This window comes from Paenibacillus sp. 2KB_20 (genome assembly GCF_052115765.1).
Classification (GTDB): domain Bacteria; phylum Bacillota; class Bacilli; order Paenibacillales; family Paenibacillaceae; genus Paenibacillus_AQ.
The window spans coordinates 236,376-257,252 of record NZ_JBFRHH010000004.1 but is presented as its reverse complement, the minus strand read 5'-3'; the positions used below and the strand labels follow the sequence as shown (position 1 = coordinate 257,252).

Genomic DNA, 20,877 nt, shown 5'->3' with positions numbered 1-20,877 from the left:
TACTTAGTGATTTTCGTCACAAATTTATAACTTTTTGCCCCCGTTTCAGCCCTGATATTGTGATGTTTATCACAATCCTTTAGGGCGTGGTCTGCGACAATACAAAAAGAATCAAATTTGAAGTGATCACGTGAGCTAAAGAAAGGGGTATCTTAATATGGATCCGGTTATGCTGGCGCGAATTCAATTCGCATCGACAACCATTTTTCACTTTATTTTCGTACCGTTGTCCATCGGATTGGCGTTTCTGATTGCCATCATGGAGACGATGTATGTTGTCAAAGGCCAGGAAGTCTACAAGAAAATGGCTAAGTTCTGGGGAAAGCTGTTCCTGATTAACTTTGCGGTCGGGGTTGTGACAGGGATTCTGCAGGAATTCCAGTTCGGCATGAACTGGTCGGATTACTCGCGGTTTGTCGGGGACGTGTTTGGCGCACCACTTGCCATCGAAGCACTGCTGGCGTTTTTCCTCGAGTCGACGTTTATCGGACTATGGATATTCGGTTGGGATCGGTTATCGAAGAAGGTCCATCTGCTCAGTATCTGGCTGGTGTCCTTTGGCACCCTGATGTCCGCCTTTTGGATTCTGGCAGCGAATTCGTTCATGCAGCGTCCCGTTGGGTTCGAGATGAACAACGGGCGAGCGGAGATGAATGATTTCTTCGCACTGATTACGAACGGTCAGTTGTTGGTAGAGTTCCCGCATACAATCTTTGGGGCACTGGCAACCGGGGCGTTCCTCGTAGCGGGTGTGAGTGCCTACAAGCTAATGAAGAAGCAAGATTTGGATTTCTTTAAGAAATCATTCCATATCGCCATCGTGATTGGTCTCATCACCTCCATTCTGGTTGCGGTGTTCGGTCACCAGCAAGCACAGTATCTGGTGGATACGCAGCCGATGAAGATGGCTGCTGCGGAGAGCCTATGGGAAACGAGTGACGATCCTGCGCCTTGGACGGTCATTGCAGCCATCGATCCGGATAAGCAGGAGAACACGATGGAGTTTAAAATCCCGTATTTGCTCAGCTTTTTGTCCTATAGCAAGTTTTCCGGTGAAGTCATCGGGATGAAGGAACTGCAGGCGCAATACGAACAGCAGTATGGACCTGGAGATTATATCCCTCCTGTGCGCACTACGTTCTGGAGCTTCCGGATTATGGTGGCCGCAGGCAGCATCATGATTCTGCTGGGGTTGTACGGAGCATGGCTCATGCTGCGCAAAAAGGTCGAGAAGGCCGGTAAATGGTTCTTCAGACTGATGCTGTTCGGTATTTCACTTCCGTTCATTGCAAACACGTCGGGGTGGATTATGACGGAGATCGGGCGGCAGCCGTGGACGGTATTCGGACTGATCACCACGGAGAACAGTGTTTCACCGAACGTCAGCGCAGGCTCGATTCTGTTCTCGCTGATTATGTTTACCGCCATTTATGCGGTGCTGGCAGCCGTCATGGCGTATCTATTTATTAAAGTCATTAAGAAAGGACCGTATGCGGCGGAGGAAGATGACCACCACGCAAGCGATCCGTTTAATAAGGAGGGCTACAATGCTGTCTCTTAACGAACTGTGGTTTGTGCTCGTTGCCGTATTGTTTATCGGGTTCTTCTTCTTGGAGGGCTTCGACTTCGGGGTCGGGATGTCCACGCAGCTGCTGGCCAAAAATGATACCCAGCGCCGGGTGCTGATCAACTCGATCGGCCCGTTCTGGGATGCCAACGAGGTCTGGTTGCTGACGGCGGGCGGCGCGATGTTCGCCGCCTTCCCGAACTGGTATGCTACGCTGTTCAGCGGCTTCTACATTCCGCTTGTCTTTCTTCTGCTGGCCTTGATCGGACGCGGGGTGGCCTTTGAATTCCGCGGCAAGGTGGGCGATGTTCGCTGGAAACGGGTGTGGGACGGTGCAATCTTCACCGGCAGCGTGCTTCCGCCATTCCTGCTTGGCGTTGTTTTTGCCTGCCTGATCCAGGGGCTCCCGATTAACGAAGAGATGCAGCTGCATGCCGGATTGTTTGATGTTGTGAATGGCTATACTGTGGTTGGCGGGCTGACGATGGTGATGCTCTGCCTGCTGCATGGCTTAATGTTCACAACACTGCGCACGATGGGGGATCTTCAGGAACGGGCCCGCCGTATGGCCCGGAGACTCCTGCTTCCCGTAGCAGCCCTGTTCGTGGCATTCGGGGTGATGACGTATTTCATGACCGATGTCTTCGAGAAGCGTGGCGTGGTGTTAACCGTGCTGCTGGTGCTGGCTCTGCTCGCATTCTTACTGGGCGGATATTTCATGAACATCAAGCGGGACGGCTGGGCTTTCGGGATGACCGGGGCGGTTATCGCTCTGCTGGTAACGTCCGTGTTCGTGGGCTTGTTCCCGCGCGTGATGGTCAGTTCCATCAATTCGGCATTTGACCTGACTATTTATAATGCGGCCTCCGGACCGTATTCTCTCAAGATTATGACGATTGTGGCGGTAACGCTGCTGCCATTCGTATTGGGCTATCAAATTTGGAGTTACTTCGTTTTCCACAAACGGGTACATGAGAAGGAGCATCTGGAGTACTGATGGGAAAAGATCTGCTAGGATACAAAGGCGCCAAGACGGTATTCTTCCTTGTCGCCGTATGTACCCTGGCACAGAGCATGGCCATCCTCCTGCAAGCCAAGTGGCTGGCGGAAGCCATATCCGCCTTGTTTGCCGGATCAACGCTGCAGGAGCAGGGGGAGACCATTGCCTTGTTCCTGCTTGCATTTCTGGCACGCCACGGCATCTCAGCCGTGCAGCAAGGAATCGCACAGCGCTTTGCCGAGGAGACGGGCACGAGCCTGAGGAAGCAGCTGCTGGATGAGCTGTTTCGGAAGGGGCCGTCCTTTGTCCGGTCGGAAGGAACAGGCAATGTGGTTACGCTTGTGCTGGAGGGCATCGGCAAGTTCCGCAAATATGCGGAGCTGACCATACCGCGCATGATGGGGGCGAGCATTACCCCGGCTCTGGTATGGCTGTACGTGTTCATGACGGACCGGATTTCGGGCATTATTCTGCTGGTGACCATGCCGATCCTGATCGTATTTCTCATCCTCGTGGGGCTTGCCGCGAGAAAGCAGACCGAGCGGCAGCTGGATTCTTACCGGATGCTGTCTAATCATTTTGTAGATTCGCTGAGAGGTCTGACTACCCTGAAGTTTCTGGGACAGAGCCGCAAGCACAGCGAGAGCATACAGCAAGTCAGCGAGGGATATCGAGCAGCTACTATGCGGACGCTGCGCGTGGCGTTTCTGTCGTCCTTCGCGCTGGATTTCTTTACGATGCTGTCCGTGGCATCTGTTGCGGTAAACTTAGGCTTACGCCTCATTAACGGCAGCCTGGAGCTGCTGCCCGCGCTGCTTATCCTGATCCTGGCACCGGAGTATTTCCTGCCGGTGCGCATGGTCGGGGCGGACTTTCATGCCACGCTGGACGGTAAGCAGGCAGGGGAAGCGATGCAATCCATGATTCAGGAGGCCCGGAAAGGGCGTTCTTGCGATATAACATTTAAAATTAAAGATAATTTGTCTGAGCCCAATTCGCCGCAGCCGCAATTCCAGTGGGATAATCACAGCGTCCTGGAGCTGTCCGGTATCGGCCTCAGGCACGAAGAGTTGGGGCCGGCTTCCTTGGAGAATGTCAGCTTCCGGATACCGGGTCAGCGCAAGATCGGCATCGTCGGGGAGAGCGGGGCCGGCAAATCTACGCTCATCGAGCTATTAGGGGGATTCTTGGCACCAACGTCCGGCGTGATGGAGCTGAACGGCGTGAAGCTGGGGGACAGGAACCGGCAGGCATGGCGGACCGAGGTCACCTATATGCCGCAGCAGCCGTATTTATTCGGTGCTACCTTGGCGGATAATGTGCGCTTCTATGCACCGGAGGCATCAACAGCGCAAGTAGAAGCCGCGGTCGAAGCTGCGGGTCTATCGGATCTGGTGAAGAGCTTGCCGGGCGGACTTGCGGAGATGATCGGCGGCGGCGGACGCACTTTAAGCGGTGGCCAGGCCCAGCGTGTAGCCTTAGCCAGAGCGCTGCTCGGCGGCCGACAGGTTCTGCTGCTGGATGAGCCGACGGCCCATTTGGATATCGAGACGGAATACGAGTTGAAGGAGACGATGCTGTCTCTTTTTCAAGATAAGTGGGTATTCCTCGCGACGCACAGGCTGCACTGGATGCAGGATATGGATTACATCCTCGTTCTGCATCAGGGGCGGGTGGTGGAGACGGGAACCCATGAGGAGCTTATCGCTCGGCAAGGTGTCTATTATGGATTAATTACATCGCAGATGGAGGGAGTACAATGAAGCAGGAATCGTGGTTTCGGCCTTACGTAACGGCAAACTTCTGGCGCTTTTTGCTGATTGTGATGCTTGGCGTGCTCACGATCCTGTTCGCCGGGATGCTGATGTTCACATCCGGGTATTTGATCTCCAAGTCCGCCCTGCGACCGGAAAACATCCTGATGGTATACGTGCCGACCGTAGGGGTTCGGACCTTCGGCATCGGACGCGCGGTCATCCATTACGTGGAGCGCCTGGTGGGACATGACACGATTCTTCGCATCCTGTCCCAGATGCGTCTGCGGCTGTACCGCATTCTGGAACCGCAAGCCCTTCGTTTGTCCTCCCGGTACCGCACCGGGGATCTGCTGGGCGTGCTCTCTGATGATATCGAGTATTTGCAGGACGTCTATATTCGAACGGTTTTTCCATCGATTGTAGCGCTTGTGTTATACGCGGGGGTTATTCTGGCTGTCGGCCTGTTTGACCCGGCATTTGCCCTTCTGCTCGCGTTATATGTAGCGGTGCTGATTCTGGTGCTGCCGCTGGTTTCCCTGCTGCTCACCAAACGGAAGAACCGGGAGATGAAGCAGGCCCGCAGCAACCTCTACCAGAAGCTAACCGACGCGGTACTGGGTATTCATGAATGGTATGTCAGCGGCCGGCAGACGGAGTTCCTGACCGGTTATGAGGCGGATGAAGCCGAGGTCGACCGGACCGACCGCTCCCTTAAGCGCTGGTCGCGTCTTCGGGCTTTTATCGGTCAATGCGTGGTTGCCGTGACGGTGGTATCAATGGTGTATTGGTCAGGACGACAGTATGCGGACGGCTCGATCGATGTTACGCTGATCGCGGCTTTGGTTCTGGTTGTATTCCCGTTAATGGACGCATTCCTGCCGGTATCCGAAGCCGTGGAGCGGATTCCGCAGTACGGCCAATCGGTCGCGAGACTTCAGGCGATAGAAAGCGCAGAAACATCTGAAGGGGAGCAGAACCGGGAGCAACAGCTGAATAAGGGAGAGATCCAATCCATCATAAGCAGCGGTGTCCATGTGAAGGCGGATGGCGTCAGCTTCCGTTATGATCAGGCAGCAGGCGGCGAATCCGGGCTGGAACGATCCGGTGCGAATAGGGAAGGGTCTACATTAACGGATGTATCCCTGGATATTCCTCCTGGGGCCAAGGTAGCCATTATAGGGCGTTCCGGTGCCGGTAAATCCACCCTGCTGCAGCTGATCCAGGGCGTGCTGGCACCTTCGGGGGGAAGTCTTACCCTAGGCGGAGTGGATGCTGCGCGGTTTGGCGATGAGATATCTTCTGTAATTTCGGTATTGAATCAGAGTCCGCACTTGTTCGATACGACGCTAGCAAACAACATCCGGCTCGGACAGCCGGATGCTACGGAAGCGGAAATACGGGACGCGGTTGCTTTGGCACGGCTAGAACCGTTGGTGGCCTCCCTTCCGGAGGGTCTCCGCACCCGTATGCAGGAAGCCGGACAGCGTTTCTCCGGGGGAGAGCGCCAGCGCGTGGCTTTGGCCCGAATCCTGCTGCAGAAGACGCCTGTTGTCATTCTGGATGAACCGACGGTCGGGCTGGATCCCAAAACCGAGCGGGAACTGTTATCCACCATGTTCGCCAGTCTACAGGACCGGACGCTGATCTGGGTAACGCATCATCTGGTGGGCGTTGAGCGCATGGATGAAATCCTATTCATGGAAGACGGCCAAATCGTTATGCGGGGTACCCACGATGAGCTGATGGAGCGCTACCCGCGGTATCGGAACTTGTATCTATTAGATCGTCCGGCAGTCTAGACAACAACAGCATCCTTAGTAGAAGAACCGCCCTTTTGAAGTGCCCCTTATTGTTAGACATGACCTAACGATTGGGGTGCAGTTCATTTAGGATCGGTTCTTTTTTTTGTCTCCATCTTATTTTTCTTAATGAGCCTGATAAAAGATCCAAATCCACGCGCATCTTGGAAAGATGTAACATTAGCCTTAAGCAAGGTAAAGGTTAATTACAATTTTAGGGGTGTGATGTAAGGTGGCTCATAAACGGATGGTCAACGTGTTTCGTCATTTTGCTGAGCGGGAATGTCCGGGCTCCAGTGTGTTCTATGAGTATTTGTCGCGCCATATAGCCGATGATGAAGAGGTGCTGCAAGTCGCAACGTTTGTTCCTGCAGGCCAGCCTGTACCCAATATGCTGTTTGGGGCAGTTCAATATTTGCTGCTCCAGGGTGAGGGACCAGAGCTGAGGGTGTATTACCCCGGCCTTGTGGAACATCCGAAGGAAATGAGCTCTTGTTATCCCCATTTTCGTTCATTTGTGCTGAAGCATCAGGCAGACATTATCGGGATACTGGAGAGTAAACGGGTACAAACGAACGAAGTCCGCCGCTGTGCGTATTTGTATCCGGTGTTCTGCTCGATCTATGACAAGGTCCGTAAGCCGCTTGCCTTGGTGGAGCTTGGAACTAGTGCCGGATTGCAGCTGCTGTGGGATCAATACAGCTATTCCTATGGGGACGCGGAGAGTTACGGCCTTGCGGGGTCAAAGGTTCATATCACATCGGCGATCAGGGGGAGCCGCACGCCGTTCCTGCTGGCTTCCAGTCCCCCGGTCGTCTATCGGATGGGGATCGATCTGCATGTGAATGACGTGCGAAACCCGGAGCATTTGTTGTGGCTGCGGTCTTTAATCTGGCCGGGTAATCACGACAGGGTATCCATGCTGGAGCATGTGGCGGAGGTGCTGAAGCAGCAGACCGGGATACAGTTCCGGGAAGGGGATGGGACCGCGCTGCTTCCCGAAATCGTGAGGGGCATCCCGGAGGAGGCCGTCATTTGCGTATTTCATACGCATGTGGCTAATCAGATTCCGGAGGCGTCCAAGCAAAAACTGCTGCATCACTTAAATGAAATCGGAAGCGTTCGCGATATCGTGCATGTCTACAACAATATGGAGGATGAGCATCTCCATGCCGATTATATTCTCGGAGGTGTGCCGAGCCAGTTTACGGTGGCACGGACGGATGGGCATGCGCGCTGGTTTGAGTGGTTGTAAGGCGGGAATATTACCGTTAGCGTGTGATTGAAGAAGCGGCAGCGAATTGTTCGACAACCGCGTTGTTTCATATGAGGTGACGGTGAGTAAGCGAGCCAAGAAGGCAGCCGAGCCAGCGCTTTAAGCCAGGAAGACAAAGCTGTTCATCCCGTCTGTTTTTTTCTAGGGCAAGTCTATGTCATAATAGGGGAGATGGAATATTAAGCGCTTAAATTCAAGGAAGCCAAAGGAGGAAGTTGGGATGGATTATCGTATTGAGAAGGATACCCTGGGTGAGGTTAAAGTGCCTGCGGATAAGCTATGGGCAGCACAGACACAGCGCAGTTCCGAGAATTTCCGGATTGGAACCGAAACGATGCCGAAGGAAATCATTCGGGCATTTGCGATATTGAAGAAGAGCGCGGCCATTGTGAATGGCAAGCTCGGTAAGCTGGATGCAGACAAAGTGGATGCGATTACGACCGCCGCCGACGAGATTGTGGCCGGCAAGTGGGATGAGCACTTTCCGCTGGTGGTTTGGCAGACCGGCAGCGGCACACAGTCCAATATGAACGTGAACGAAGTCATTGCGAACCGTGCGAATCAACTGCTTGAGCAAAAAGACAGCGCCCTGCGCGTTCATCCCAACGACGACGTTAACAAATCCCAAAGCTCTAACGATACGTTTCCGACAGCGATGCACATGGCCGCGGTCGTGGCTGTTGAAGATCATGTGCTGCCGGCACTGCGCCGCTTAAAGAAAACGCTGGAGAAGAAAAGCGATGAATATAAGGACCTGATCAAAATCGGCCGCACGCATCTTCAGGATGCAACGCCGCTGACCCTCGGACAGGAAATCAGTGGCTGGCATCGGATGCTGGAGAAGTGTGAATTGATGCTGGCTTCCGCCGTAGAACCGCTGCGTGAGCTGGCTATTGGCGGTACTGCCGTCGGGACCGGCATAAACGCTCATCCGAAATTCGGAGAAATGACGGCTGCCGAAATCAGCATGCAGATCGGAAAAAGCTACACGTCCGCTAGCAACAAGTTCCATTCGCTGACCAGCCATGACGAGATTGTATTTGCCCATGGGGCGCTAAAGGCGCTGGCTGCTGATCTGATGAAAATCGCGAACGACGTTCGCTGGCTGGCAAGCGGCCCCCGTTCCGGGATTGGCGAGATTTCGATCCCTGCTAACGAACCGGGAAGCTCCATCATGCCGGGGAAAGTGAACCCAACCCAGAGCGAGGCACTGACGATGGTAGTCTGCCAAGTGATGGGCAACGATGCAACGATCGGTTTTGCAGCAAGCCAGGGAAATTTTGAGCTAAACGTTTTCAAACCGGTCATCATCTATAACTTCCTGCAGTCCGTACGCCTGCTGTCGGATGCCATGGATTCGTTCGACCAGAATTGCGCGGTCGGCATCGAAGCCAACCTTGACGTTCTCCGTGCGAACATGGAGCGGTCGCTGATGCTGGTGACGGCGCTGAACCCGCATATCGGATATGAGAATGCCGCGGCCATCGCGAAAAAAGCGCATAAAGAAGGGACAACACTTCGTGAAGCGGCTCTGGCAAGCGGTTTGCTCACCGGAGAGGATTTTGATCGGATCGTTCGTCCGGAAGAAATGATCCATCCGAAGGAGTAGGGTCTGATGTTTAGAGCTTGATCGGAAAACAGACCTCGGTTGAACCTCCAGCCCATTTCACCACCGTGAAATGGGTTTTGGTTTTTTCCAAGCTCCACAGCGGTTATAATAGGGTGTGTCAGGATCTGACCATGATTTACAAACCATTAGCATGAAGGACGGATGATAACTTGAAGAAACATCAATGGATTGCCACGCTGCTCTCTCTGATCTGCACTGGGCTCGGGATGTTTTATATCGGGACGCCGGGCATGATTATAGGCGGAACGCTGCTTATAGCGCTTCAGGGAGCGGCTTTGTTTATTTTTTTCATGACATTAGGATTTTTGGGCCTGATTCTGGGTCCGATCGCCATTGGGATTCATATTATAGGTCTGATTATACCGGTTATTTACTTCAACTATCGATCACCCAAGAAACCGATGTTCGATGAGAAGCGGAGGCGCCAACTCTCCTCTCCGTGGAAAATCGTCGTGCGGACGGCGATCGGACTTGCCCTGTTCGCCGGGTCCATACACGCGGGGTATACTTGGGGATCTGCTCCGTTTATGAAGACGGCCGCCGAGAAACGAGAGGTCCAGGAAGCGACAGAGTCCTATTTGGAACAGAAGTACAACGAACCCTTTAAAGTAACGGACGTGAACTATACCTGGGCCATCGGCACATACAATCTGAGAGCCCATCCGGTACAGTCCCCTGAACTGGAATTCACGATTAGCAGCAATGATGCCAGCCCTCCAGTCATATCGGATGATACATATTTGAATTTGCTTTGGGGAAAACAGCTGAGAGACCAGTTGAAACCGCTGCTGGCAGAGCTTTATCCGGACCAGGCGTTTGCGGATGCTTATGTCAACTCGGATTTAGACACGGTTGAGCGTGATTATAACCAACTCGCAAATGCCGACGGAAATGTCAGTCAGAATATCAGTTTAATCGTGTTCGCGGATTTGACGGCAGACAATCAGGCGCAAGAGAAGGAACGGGTGCTGGAGCTGATTCGGCGGCTGCCATCGGTTACGGTACAGGGGGAGACGGACCTTCACATTGAATATTATGGGGCGGATTTGAAGACGCCGGACCGTGTGAAAAAGATCGAGCAGGATTTTGATATGAATGGGAAAGAGAGCACCCATAGTTTCAGAGAGTTTGATATTTCGAAAATCACGTCCGCGGATGACATAGAGATCAGAGAACTGGAATGAAGAATTTGAAGGCTGGATTGCTTCTATTCGATTAAAAGCCAGGCAGAGTTTGTGACTCTGCCTGGCTTTTTTTAAGTAGTATTCGTTAGGGGAGCAGATGAATGGGAGCTTTAGCGCTTGGATAGATGAATGCTGCGCCCTTTCTGGGTTTGCGTCACGGTCAGCTTCAGATTCAAGGCTGTGGCCATGTCTCGGACAGGTACGTAGAGGGTTTTCTTTATGAAGAGGGGTCCTTCGTACTTACGTTCATCGAGCTTGCAATGGTCCGATTCTTCAGGACATAGCTTGGCTGGCTTGTAAATGTCGATATCGTTTACGCTCATCTCTTGCGTTGCCCGCCGAACGATCGTATATCCCCACTTGTCGTTGCCCCATATCGATACCGCGGGACTGTTCGCAGCCTTTAAGTCATATTGATGAAAGTTGTCCAACTCCTGCTTCAGCGTATAGGAAATCTCATACCCCATTGCATCGGATAAGGACTTGAGGGGAACGTACGCTTTGCCTTTGTGAACAAGAACGTCCGTTATGGGCGTGCCTGCCGCCATCACGGAATAGTCTTCCGCATCGTTAGCGGCTGCTTGTTCGCTGTTCCAGATTAGCGAAGCGGCTAGCAGGACACTTGTCAGCGCAAACAGCGATAGGCTTCTGAATTTCACGATTTTGATAACCTCCTTCCGCTTTTCGATTGTGTATAGGCATCTAACTAGGAACCTATCTATTATATAAACTCCTTTTGAGACTAAATGGTTAGCTAAAATCCTGCATATTGTAATTGACCATGTACTACAAACTCACTACATACTCATTGTGTTCTTCGCATCCCGATAACCGGATAGTTTGTTTACGAAGAATGTAATAAGGAAAGAGCAGAGCATGCTTGCTGCCATGGAGATCAGGAAGCCAACGGTGTTATTTGATGTGATGGGACCAATGAAGGAAGGCACGTAGGCAGTTCCCCGAACGCCGAATAAACCGACGAGCATGCCGCCAAGACCTGCGGAAGCAATTGCCCCAGCAAACACAAGTTTGTTTGAAAACATGAAGGGATAGGCAGCTTCAACGAAAGTGCCAAAACCCATATTGATGGCAAACCCGGGAGCCGCTACGGCCGCTTCTCCCTTATCCCGTGGGGCGATAATGTTGGCCAGCGTGATTCCTGCGGACACCATCACCAGACCGACCATATCGACCGCGCCGAGGAAGCTGTTGCTTGTCGTCTCCATCTCAAGCAGTACTATCGGCAGGATGGCCGCATGATAGACGCCGCCAATGATCGCGGGCCAGATCAGCAGGCCTGCAATCAATCCGGCTATGGCCGGGCTCCAGGAGACAAGGGTTTCGATCAGGAAGCGAATGCCTTGCCCTGCACTCAGCGCAATCGGCGCAATGAGGAAGTAAACCAGCAACCCGGCAATCAGACCCGATATACCGCCTGCTACAATGTTGACCGTGGTTGCAGGGAAACGCCATTCCACGCATTGACGGAATATGTAATGGACGATGATACCTGCGCCAATTCCGCCAATGATGCCTCCGATAATGCCCCCTTCGACGGAAAGGACACCTGCCACGATGCCTGCCACGATGGATACCTCGTCCAGTTCGGATACCTGTTTGGCTGCAATGACAGCGACGATGACCGGCAGCGCCTTAATCAATAGATCAAACACCTCGGTCAGCGAGGATAACCCCGGGATCTTGCTGACCGCGAGGATCAGGGCCATTCCGATGAAACCGGGGAGGGATGCCATCATAATGCCGCGAATATTGATGCGCCGCCATGGCGACGAGCTCCCGGAAGTCCCGTGAAGGTTCGCGGTTGCATTTCCGATGACCGGCCGGTACGTAAGCCGCCAATGCTTGCTGAGGGAAGTGACGAAGGTGACCGCACGGGTTCGGTTGGTGGTCCCGGTTGTGCCCGAGGCGGCGATGACATGCGCGCCTTTGGTTTGTATGATGGCCATGGAAGTTCCGCCGGTACCGGTCACGGGAAGACGGAACTTGGCAGCAGCCTCAATGGCGTGCCGGTTGCTGCCCTCAGGGTCGGCACTCATAACGATGATGCCGTCGATTTCGCCGAGTTCAATCTGCTCTGCAATCTCTAGGTCCAGCCGTTCAGCCGCTTGATTGACCTGCTGTAGCGTACCCTCGGCGATAACGACCGGCTCCCCTTGAGAGATGCTCCAGCTGTAAAGAATGGCAGGCGTTGTATCCTTGGCTGCATCCATGGAGACCTGGGCAGCAATAAACTGCAGTGCCCCACAGGATAGGCCTGCGCTCTCAAGCTGCATCAATATTTCATCCAGCAGCTTGAGCGGGTCTTTGCCGCCGAGATTGTACAGATTGCCGCCGCTGCTTCCGATAATAGCGATTTGACGATTCATGGCTTGCTGCCCCCTATATGTATGGAATTAGATTATTCTATATTACAGCAGAGTTATAACTTGTTAAAGTGCTAAAATATCATTCCCGCATATAAAAAACCGCCATGCATAACCCGGTAATGGCTGCATGGCGGCTTGGCTATCTATTATCTATTCGTTGTTTTCGCTTGCAGCCGCGACGGCAGCTGCTTCTTCCGCTGCTGATTCGGCCGTTTCTTTAACGATTTGCAGCTTCGTGTAGCGGTGAGTCTTCTTCTCGATGACGGTAAACGTCAAGTCACTGTAACTCCATGTATCACCTTTGGCAAGCTCGGAGTTATGTCCGTACAGCCAGCCGCCGATCGTATCCAGGTCATCGGTGCTCAAATCGGTGTGAAGCAGGTCGTTGATCCGGTTAATGGATACCTTGCCATCCGCAATGATGCGGTTCGGCTCAGGCTGGGTCAGCTCGCGTTCTTCATCCTCATCAAATTCGTCGCGGATCTCGCCGACGATCTCCTCCAGAATATCTTCAATGGTGATCATCCCGGAAGTGCCGCCATATTCATCGATCAGGATGGCCATATGCGTGCCTTCCTGCTGCATTTTCCGCAGCAGCTTCTTGATCGGAATCGCTTCGGATACTGTCATGGCCGGATGAATCAGCTTGGTCAAGTCGATGTTGGAATTGTCATCGAACTCCAGGAAGAACTGCTTGGTGTTTACCATACCGACGATTTGGTCCTTGTCACCGCGTACAACCGGAAAACGGGTGTACTGCTCGCGCTTGATGATTTGCAGATTGGCGGCAAGCGGCTTATCCACATACAGGCAGATCATATCGGTACGAGGTACCATAATCTCCTTGGCAAGCATATCATCAAAAGCAAAAATCCGGCTTACATAACCGTATTCGGCTTGGTTGATCTTTCCGCTCTCATAGCTGTCGCTCAGAATCATGCGGAGTTCTTCTTCCGAGTGAGCTTCTTCGTGCTCACTGGCGGGATGCATGCCGAACAGACGAACGATCTTGTTGGCGGAGCCGTTCAGCAACCAGATGAACGGGTACATGATCCGGTTAAACCAGATAATAGGTGTCGCACAGATGAACGACACGGCTTCCGCTTTATTAATAGCAATCGTCTTCGGCGCAAGTTCACCGATAACGACGTGAATATAAGTCATGATAATAAATGCAAGCAAAAATGAGATTAGCGATGCGATAGCAGCAGGAATGGAAAAGCTATCAAACACCGGGTGAAGAATTTTCTCGATGGTCGGTTCCCCGAGCCAACCAAGACCGAGTGCCGTGATGGTAATTCCCAGCTGACACGCAGACAGGTATCCATCCAGATTCGAAGTTACCTTTTTGACGGCAAGCGCGCCTTTACGCCCTTCCATTACCAATTGGTCTACTCGGCTGGGACGAAGTCTTATGATAGCAAATTCCGTCATAACGAAAAAAGCGGTAGCTGCGATAAGCACAGCGACTAAGAATAAATTTAAGCCTATACTGTCATCCAAACAAAACACATCCTTTTTTATCTGATCCGAATTAGTTTTTTAATAACCATCACTTACTATGCATGGCTGTCAACATAATTCGACCGGAATTTTAAAGGGTCTAGCATCATGTGCTTGAGGAGCAGAAACATATCGGTATCCGTGGTACGGGATGTAACGTTATGCAAGGAAAGCAGATACACATGGCGTTTTGACTCCAGCATCAACCGAACAGGTTCCGGACTCTTGGGTACCGGCGTTGGCGATGGAAGAGTTCCTTCAGACGCTTCCAATCCCTGCGTAGCGGCAGCGGAATCGGTGATGTCCACCAGGGGAACATGCGTGACGGAAGCAATCAGAAGAAGGCCAAGTGTTGAACATATAATTCTGTTTGTCCTTCGTATGGGGTCCAAGTCGGATCGTCACTCCTACAATTCATAATCGATTTGTTCATGAAAAATATATGGCTTAATGGTCAGCGTATGAGTATGAGTCATTTAAGTTGTTGTACGTAATTTCACCACGAATGCAGTGTTCAAAACAAGGTATATTGCTATTAATAATAAGAAAAAGTAAGCCACTATGTCAAATAACCGTTGCTTTCGGCTGTATAAACCCTTATATATCAAGGATTTCCGGCATTCTCTGCCAAGCAAAAAAAAGGACAACCCTCCGATTATCCGAAAGAGTTGTCCTATTAAGCAACGAACTATTTATGGTATGGCAGCTGTCTGATATAGCTGTCCGACAGATGGAGCAACTGCAGCGAGCGTTCGAATTCTTCTTTGGTAGCTTGGGTCTTCTTCTCGTCCGAGTTCGAAAGCGGATGCTTGGTTCCATCCTCGAAGCCGATTCCCGGAATGTATAGGGTCGTATTGTTGATAAATGTACCGGAAGGAAGGTAGTATCGTTCCGGCAGCAAGTTATTATCAGTGTTGTTTAACAGATCCTGACCGAAATGAAGCTGATTGTCCATCGATACGCCGAGCAGGTTGGCCACCGTCGGCAGGAGGTCGATCTGCCCGCCGATTTGCTCCTTCACTTCCGGCTTAAGGCCTTCTCCATGGATCATAAGCGGGATATTGATCATATCTGCGGAGTTATAATCACGGCCGTAAATTTCATGCATGAGTTCTTTATCCTTGTTGTCCAAGGAATATATAGGAAGTCCAAGGTGGTCGCCGTAGAGAACAACCAGGCTGTTATCCCACACGCCGTCTTTCTTCAGCTGCTCAATGAACTTACCCAGCGCATCATCGGCGTAATTCTGCGAGCGGATGTAGTCGCCGACAAAGGTGCCTTCATATCGCTCCGGCAGCGTCATCCGATATTTATCTTCGGGAATCGTGAACGGATGGTGAGCCGACATGGAGATGACTTGGGTATAGAACGGTTTATCGGCATCGTCCATCTTCTTCAGCTCGGCCGATGTTTTGGAATACAGGGCATCATCCGAGGCACCGAAGAACAGTTTATCTTCATCACCGAAGAACGCTTTATCGTAATAACGGTTGAACCCGAGGGCCTTGTACAGCTCTCCGCGGTTCCAGAATTCCACCACATTGGTGTGGAAAGTGGCTGTATCATAACCTTCCCCTTGCAATAACCTCGGCAGGCTGGGTAGAACCCTGTCCGCATAATGCTGCGTTGCCGCTCCCCGCGGCGGAATGTAGAAGGATGTATTCACCACAAACTCGGCATCCGAGGTATTTCCTTGACCGACATTCTGGTAGAAGTTCGGGAAATATAAGCTCTCTTTAGCGAGTTTGTTCAAGTTTGGCGTAATTTCCTTGCCATCAATGTTCAAACCTAGCAGGAAATTCTGGAAGGACTCCATCTGAATGATGATCAAGTTCTTCCCTTTGGCTGCGCCCGAGAGCACAGCTTCCTGATCAGACGCCCTGACACCCTTCAATTCGTTGACTTTATCCTGCGTGATGGCCTTGGCATCCACGAGCTCTTTGTTCTCCTGTTGGAAAATCGTATAAGCCTCATAATTAAGAATGCCCATCTCCTGCGCCTTCACAATTTCGTTCATGCTTGCGCGGTTCGGCATAATCTGGAATAGGCACAGCATTAAAGAGACGACAAAAACAATAGGAATGATTTTGCGCTTTTCTTTCTTGGCATGCCGAATCTTCCATTTTTTAACGCGATCACTGCGCCATAATAGAAAAAACATACCGATGATATCCGTAAAGATCAACAGATAGTAAGGGTCCATCAAGGAGAATACGCTATTGCTTACCGCGGTTACCTGGTTGACCTGCTCCAGCGCGTGATACGTAACAATAACACCGTAATATTTATAATACATAATGGCCGCAAAGAATATGGCGGTTAGCAATAAGTTAACACTCATATAGGCAGCGAGCTTTCGCTTGGAAGCGAACCATTCGATTAAGCTGAACACAAGCCAAATAAAAGGGATTTCCGTAATGAGCGGTTTCCATGGCATAACATCATCAAAAATGACCATCCAGGCCAGGTAGCTTTTGAGCATCATAATGACAGAGAAAAATATAAAAGGCTTCGTAATCGTTAACCGAAACCGTGAGGAGGAGAACACCTGTATCGCCTTCCTTTCAATGCCGCCGTAACCCTATTTTCGAAAACTCCAGCGGCCACTCGTTATTTAAGAATCGATAGACGTTATTCTTACTGTTGATATACATTCTGTATACCATTTATTTTACAAAATGAATGAACAGAACTAATTATGACCTCTCCGGAGGAGGTTGTCAAAGAGTTAAAGTAAGTCCATAAGTTTCTTATAACAACACAAAAAAGACAACGAAAAAACCGGCCATCACCGGTTTTGTCAGGGGCTTAGCAAATATTAATAAAGAAAAGACATGATCAGCGGTGCGGTTCCGAGGGTGAAGAGAGCAGCGACGATCATCGAAATGCTGGAGATCGTTCCCGAAAGGGAGCTGAATTCGAATGCCTTGGAGGTGCCGGTTCCATGGGCGCTGGTCCCAAACAGCACACCTCGTGCAATATCGCCCCGAATCCGGAAGATTCGCATGACCGCCGGTCCGATCATGGAGCCTAGAATCCCGGTCATAATAACGAAGACGGCGGTCATGTTCGGCACGCCCCCGATGACCTCGGAGACGTTCATGGCAATGGGCGTTGTTATGGAGCGCGGGACGAGACTGGTGGCCAGCGAGCTGTTCAGGTGCATCCATTTAGCAAGAACTGCAGAGGATAACATGGCCAGTACCGATCCGGTCAGCACGCTGAGCATAATTTCGGCCGCATGCTTTTTAAGAGTTTGGAAGTTTTTGTACAAAGGCACGGCAAAAGCGATTGTAGCCGGTCCAAGCAGCTTGCTGATCCACTGCGCTCCTTCATTGTATGATTCGTAGGATACCCCTGTTTGTGTCAATATCACAACAATCAGTACCGGGGTGATCAGGAGCGGCGATAAATAGACCTTTGGCAGGCGGCGATACAGTCTTTTGGTCCCCCCATAAATTCCGATCGTCAATAATAAGCCGAGAATGACGGTCAGCAGGATGTTCATGGTGTTTTACGCTCCTTTCTGGATGAGATGAAGCCGGCAGTCAGTCCAGAGCTGACCATCACAATGACGGTGCTGAACAAAACCACGGCCAGAATCTGGAGTCCTTCGGCCTCCAGCATCGGGAAATATTTCATAATGCCGACCGCTGCAGGGATGAAGAACAGCAGCAATTCGGCGAGCAGCCAATTGGCGCCAAGCTCAATCCACTCCAGGCGTAGAACTTTGGTTTCGAGAAGTATAAACAACACAACGATTCCGAGAATGCTGCCCGGAATCCCTATATTCAGCCAAGCGGCCAGTTGATCCATCCCTAAGGAAAGAAGCATGAAACCGGCCACTTGGAGTGTTCCTTTCAACATGTTGATCATGACCGGACTCCTTTATTTTCATTGTTAATGAAATTTTACAACGATAATTTTCATAGGTAAAATGCATATATCGAATGAGATGCATTCCATTTATCTATACATAGAAGAAACCGGAGGGAATATCGGATGGACATACGGCACCTGGAGTATTTTCTTGAGGTAGCGAGGAACCAAAGCTTCACCAAAGCCGCCGAGAAGCTGTATATTACGCAGCCAACGATTAGCAAAACGATTCGCAACATGGAGGACGAGTGGGGCGTAACCTTGTTCTACCGGCAGGGCAAGCGGATTGAGCTGACGGATGCGGGTCATATCATGTATCAGCAGGCGCAGCAGATGGTGGATTCCTTTCAGCGGGTATCGGCCGAGCTGGAGGATCTCATGAACCTGAAGCGCGGCCATCTCCGGATCGGGCTTCCACCTATGGTAGGCTCAAGCTTTTTCCCTGAGGTGATCGGGCAGTTCCACCGGGACTATCCGAAGATTACCATTCAGCTGATTGAGGATGGCGCCAAGAAGGTCGAAGCGGATGTGGAAAGCGGTCAGACCGATATCGGAGTCGCGGTGCTGCCTGTCAATGAAGATGTATTTCACTATTATTCCTTTGTGAAAGAGAAGCTGAATCTGCTGGTCCATCCGTCCCATCGGCTGGCAGGCAGAGATCATGTACACCTGAACGAGCTAGCCGACGAGGCATTTGTATTGTTTCGAGAGGACTTTACGCTGCATGACCGGATCATCCGCGAATGCGTCAGCGCGGGCTTCGAGCCAAGGGTGGTCTATGAAAGCTCGCAGTGGGACCTCATCAGTGGCATGGTGGCCGCCAATTTGGGCATCGCACTGCTCCCGGAGACAATCTGTAAGGAAATCGATTCCTCGCGCGTGACGATACTGCCGCTGGACAACCCGTCCATTCCCTGGCAGCTCGGAATGATCTGGAGGAAGGACCGGTATCTGTCCTTTGCCGTCAGGGAATGGATCAGCTTTACCCGCGCCCTATTGGGTGAGCAGGATTAAGTTTGTTTCAAATTAAGGGGCATTTCATACATTTTCACGCCTTGGACATAATATCCATAATAAGAGAACCATTTTACAAGCCTTATATCCAAGGAGGAATGACATTCGTGAGTGGCCAGGAACATGATGGTAATAATGGAACGAACCCAGGTCGGGAAGGCTTTGCCCAGAACCGCGGCGAGACGGAGCGGGAGGATACGCTAACTAATCGTCAGGGACATCCTATTTCGGATAATCAGAATGTGAGAACGGTAGGGAATCGGGGTCCGATGACCCTGGAAAATTATCATTATCTGGAGAAGATCACGCACTTTGACCGGGAACGCATTCCGGAGCGCGTCGTGCATGCACGGGGTGCTGGAGCTCACGGTTACTTCGAAGCATACGGGAAAGTAGGCGATGAGCCTGTTTCGAAGTATACTCGGGCCAAGCTGTTTCAGGTTGAAGGCAAGCGTACACCGGTGTTTGTCCGGTTCTCAACCGTTATTCATGGTTCCGGCTCACCTGAAACGCTTCGGGATCCGCGCGGGTTTGCCGTGAAATTCTACACCGAAGAGGGCAACTGGGATTTGGTTGGCAATAACCTGAAAATATTTTTTATCCGCGATCCGCTCAAGTTTCCGGACATGGTTCATGCGTTCAAGCCGGATCCAGTATCCAACGTTCCGGGTCCAGTCGGCATGTTCGACTTTGTATCCCGTTCCCCGGAAGCGACGCATATGATCACGTTTGTCTTCTCCCCATGGGGCATTCCGGCTAACTACCGCCAAATGCAGGGCTCAGGTGTGAATACATACAAATGGGTCAATGCAGATGGCCATAGTGTGCTGATCAAATACCATTGGGAGCCGCTCAAGCAAGGCATTAAGAACCTCACGCAGGAAGAAGCAAGCAAGATCCAGGCCATGAATGACAGCCACGCAACACAGGATTTATATGAGGCCATTGAACGCGGGGATTATCCGGAATGGGAGCTATGCGTTCAGATTATGAGTGATGATGAGCATCCGGAGCTGGAATTCGATCCACTTGATGCAACCAAGCTGTGGCCGGCAGATCAATTTCCGTTTCTGAAGGTGGGCAAAATGGTGCTGGACCGCAATCCGGAGAACTACTATAACGAAGTGGAGCAAGCGGCCTTTGGCACGGGCGTGCTGGTGGATGGACTCGATTTCTCGGACGACAAGATGCTCCAAGGTCGCACATTTTCTTACTCGGATACCCAGCGGCATCGGGTGGGCACTAACTATCTGCAGCTGCCGATCAATGCGCCGAAGAAGCGAGTCGCTACCAACCAGCGCGGCGGGCAGATGTCTTATTACGTGGATAAGGCACCAGGGCAAAGCCCGCATGTGGATTACGAGCCTTCCATGACCGATGGTCTGGTGGAAGCCTCGCAGACGGCGAAGCCTCATCAGCCCCATTATGATGCCAACCTCGTCCGGCAGAAGCTGGACCGTACGCTGGACTTCAAGCAGGCCGGGGATACGTACAGAGCCTTTGAGGATTGGGAGCGAAATGACTTGATTAGCAATCTGGTGGGTGCGCTCATCCAATGTGATATCCGGATTCAAGACAAGATGGTGGAATATTTTACGAATGCGGATGAGGAATATGGACGCCGCGTACGAGAAGGACTCGAGCAGGCCAGAAAGGGCTCGAACGAGCCCGACCGGGAGCAGGCGGTTGAGGATGCTAACCGCATGGGCCATGAGGCGGATCCTTACTAAAATCTGCTAAGCCGGAAGAGGTCTTCAGGTTATCTTTTGCAATGGCAATTGAGCAGCCGCCTGCACAGTGATAAATGTGCAGGCGGCTGTATTATTTGAGGTTGTAAAATATTTGCGGAATGTTAAGATGTTGCAAGGAATCAAAGCGATA

Annotated in this window: 16 protein-coding genes; 9 read left to right on the top strand and 7 right to left on the bottom strand. The window is 51.5% G+C overall.

Annotation, left to right across the window (positions count from 1 at the left end):
* The first annotated feature begins 157 nt into the window (after positions 1–157).
* From AB4124_RS13300 to AB4124_RS13270, 7 genes are all read left to right on the top strand, one after another.
* Positions 158–1,561, top strand: a complete 1,404-nt coding sequence (locus AB4124_RS13300) for a cytochrome ubiquinol oxidase subunit I (protein ID WP_441973142.1) — start codon at positions 158–160, stop codon at positions 1,559–1,561.
* Positions 1,548–2,564, top strand: coding sequence for a cytochrome d ubiquinol oxidase subunit II (cydB, locus tag AB4124_RS13295; RefSeq protein WP_379410109.1), 1,017 nt, complete (start codon positions 1,548–1,550; stop codon positions 2,562–2,564). Before AB4124_RS13300 ends, cydB begins: the two co-directional genes overlap by 14 nt.
* Positions 2,564–4,330, top strand: a complete 1,767-nt coding sequence (gene cydD / locus AB4124_RS13290) for a thiol reductant ABC exporter subunit CydD (protein ID WP_441973141.1) — start codon at positions 2,564–2,566, stop codon at positions 4,328–4,330. The genes cydB and cydD overlap by 1 nt, the downstream gene beginning before the upstream one ends.
* Positions 4,327–6,123 (top strand): thiol reductant ABC exporter subunit CydC, encoded by a 1,797-nt coding sequence (cydC, locus tag AB4124_RS13285; protein ID WP_441973140.1) that lies wholly within the window; start codon positions 4,327–4,329, stop codon positions 6,121–6,123. Before cydD ends, cydC begins: the two co-directional genes overlap by 4 nt.
* A 247-nt stretch (positions 6,124–6,370) precedes the next feature.
* Entirely contained in the window at positions 6,371–7,378 is a 1,008-nt protein-coding gene (locus AB4124_RS13280; RefSeq protein ID WP_441973302.1) for a DUF2332 domain-containing protein, read from the top strand.
* Between the two features lie 241 nt (positions 7,379–7,619).
* Positions 7,620–9,008 carry a class II fumarate hydratase gene (fumC, locus tag AB4124_RS13275; RefSeq protein ID WP_076323886.1) on the top strand — a complete coding sequence of 463 codons (1,389 nt, stop codon included), beginning with the start codon at positions 7,620–7,622 and terminating at the stop codon, positions 9,006–9,008.
* Between the two features lie 170 nt (positions 9,009–9,178).
* A complete protein-coding gene (locus AB4124_RS13270) occupies positions 9,179–10,213 on the top strand; it encodes a hypothetical protein (protein ID WP_430109111.1) in 1,035 nt (344 codons plus the stop codon).
* Positions 10,214–10,323: 110 nt separating this feature from the next.
* Here AB4124_RS13270 and AB4124_RS13265 read toward each other — a convergent pair whose 3' ends face one another.
* The 7 genes from AB4124_RS13265 to AB4124_RS13235 form a co-directional block, all read right to left on the bottom strand.
* Positions 10,324–10,872 carry a hypothetical protein gene (locus AB4124_RS13265; protein WP_441973139.1) on the bottom strand — a complete coding sequence of 183 codons (549 nt, stop codon included), beginning with the start codon at positions 10,870–10,872 and terminating at the stop codon, positions 10,324–10,326.
* Between the two features lie 138 nt (positions 10,873–11,010).
* Positions 11,011–12,600 carry a PTS sugar transporter gene (locus tag AB4124_RS13260; protein ID WP_441973138.1) on the bottom strand — a complete coding sequence of 530 codons (1,590 nt, stop codon included), beginning with the start codon at positions 12,598–12,600 and terminating at the stop codon, positions 11,011–11,013.
* Between the two features lie 150 nt (positions 12,601–12,750).
* Positions 12,751–14,103: a hemolysin family protein gene (locus AB4124_RS13255; protein ID WP_339268629.1), complete on the bottom strand. Its 1,353-nt coding sequence runs from the start codon at positions 14,101–14,103 to the stop codon at positions 12,751–12,753.
* Between the two features lie 56 nt (positions 14,104–14,159).
* Complete coding sequence (locus tag AB4124_RS13250) at positions 14,160–14,495, bottom strand: hypothetical protein (protein ID WP_098749311.1); 336 nt, start codon at positions 14,493–14,495, stop codon at positions 14,160–14,162.
* Between the two features lie 296 nt (positions 14,496–14,791).
* Positions 14,792–16,651 carry an LTA synthase family protein gene (locus tag AB4124_RS13245; protein WP_430109119.1) on the bottom strand — a complete coding sequence of 620 codons (1,860 nt, stop codon included), beginning with the start codon at positions 16,649–16,651 and terminating at the stop codon, positions 14,792–14,794.
* 270 nt (positions 16,652–16,921) lie between these two features.
* Positions 16,922–17,611: a CidB/LrgB family autolysis modulator gene (locus AB4124_RS13240; RefSeq protein WP_076323893.1), complete on the bottom strand. Its 690-nt coding sequence runs from the start codon at positions 17,609–17,611 to the stop codon at positions 16,922–16,924.
* A complete protein-coding gene (locus tag AB4124_RS13235) occupies positions 17,608–17,979 on the bottom strand; it encodes a CidA/LrgA family protein (RefSeq protein WP_076323894.1) in 372 nt (123 codons plus the stop codon). Before AB4124_RS13235 ends, AB4124_RS13240 begins: the two co-directional genes overlap by 4 nt.
* 126 nt (positions 17,980–18,105) lie before the next feature.
* On the opposite strand from AB4124_RS13235, the gene cidR reads away from it, so the two are divergent.
* Positions 18,106–18,996: a cidABC operon transcriptional activator CidR gene (cidR, locus tag AB4124_RS13230; RefSeq protein ID WP_339268625.1), complete on the top strand. Its 891-nt coding sequence runs from the start codon at positions 18,106–18,108 to the stop codon at positions 18,994–18,996.
* A 107-nt stretch (positions 18,997–19,103) separates the two neighbouring features.
* Positions 19,104–20,726 carry a catalase gene (locus tag AB4124_RS13225; RefSeq protein ID WP_430128674.1) on the top strand — a complete coding sequence of 541 codons (1,623 nt, stop codon included), beginning with the start codon at positions 19,104–19,106 and terminating at the stop codon, positions 20,724–20,726.
* Positions 20,727–20,877: the final 151 nt, after the last annotated feature.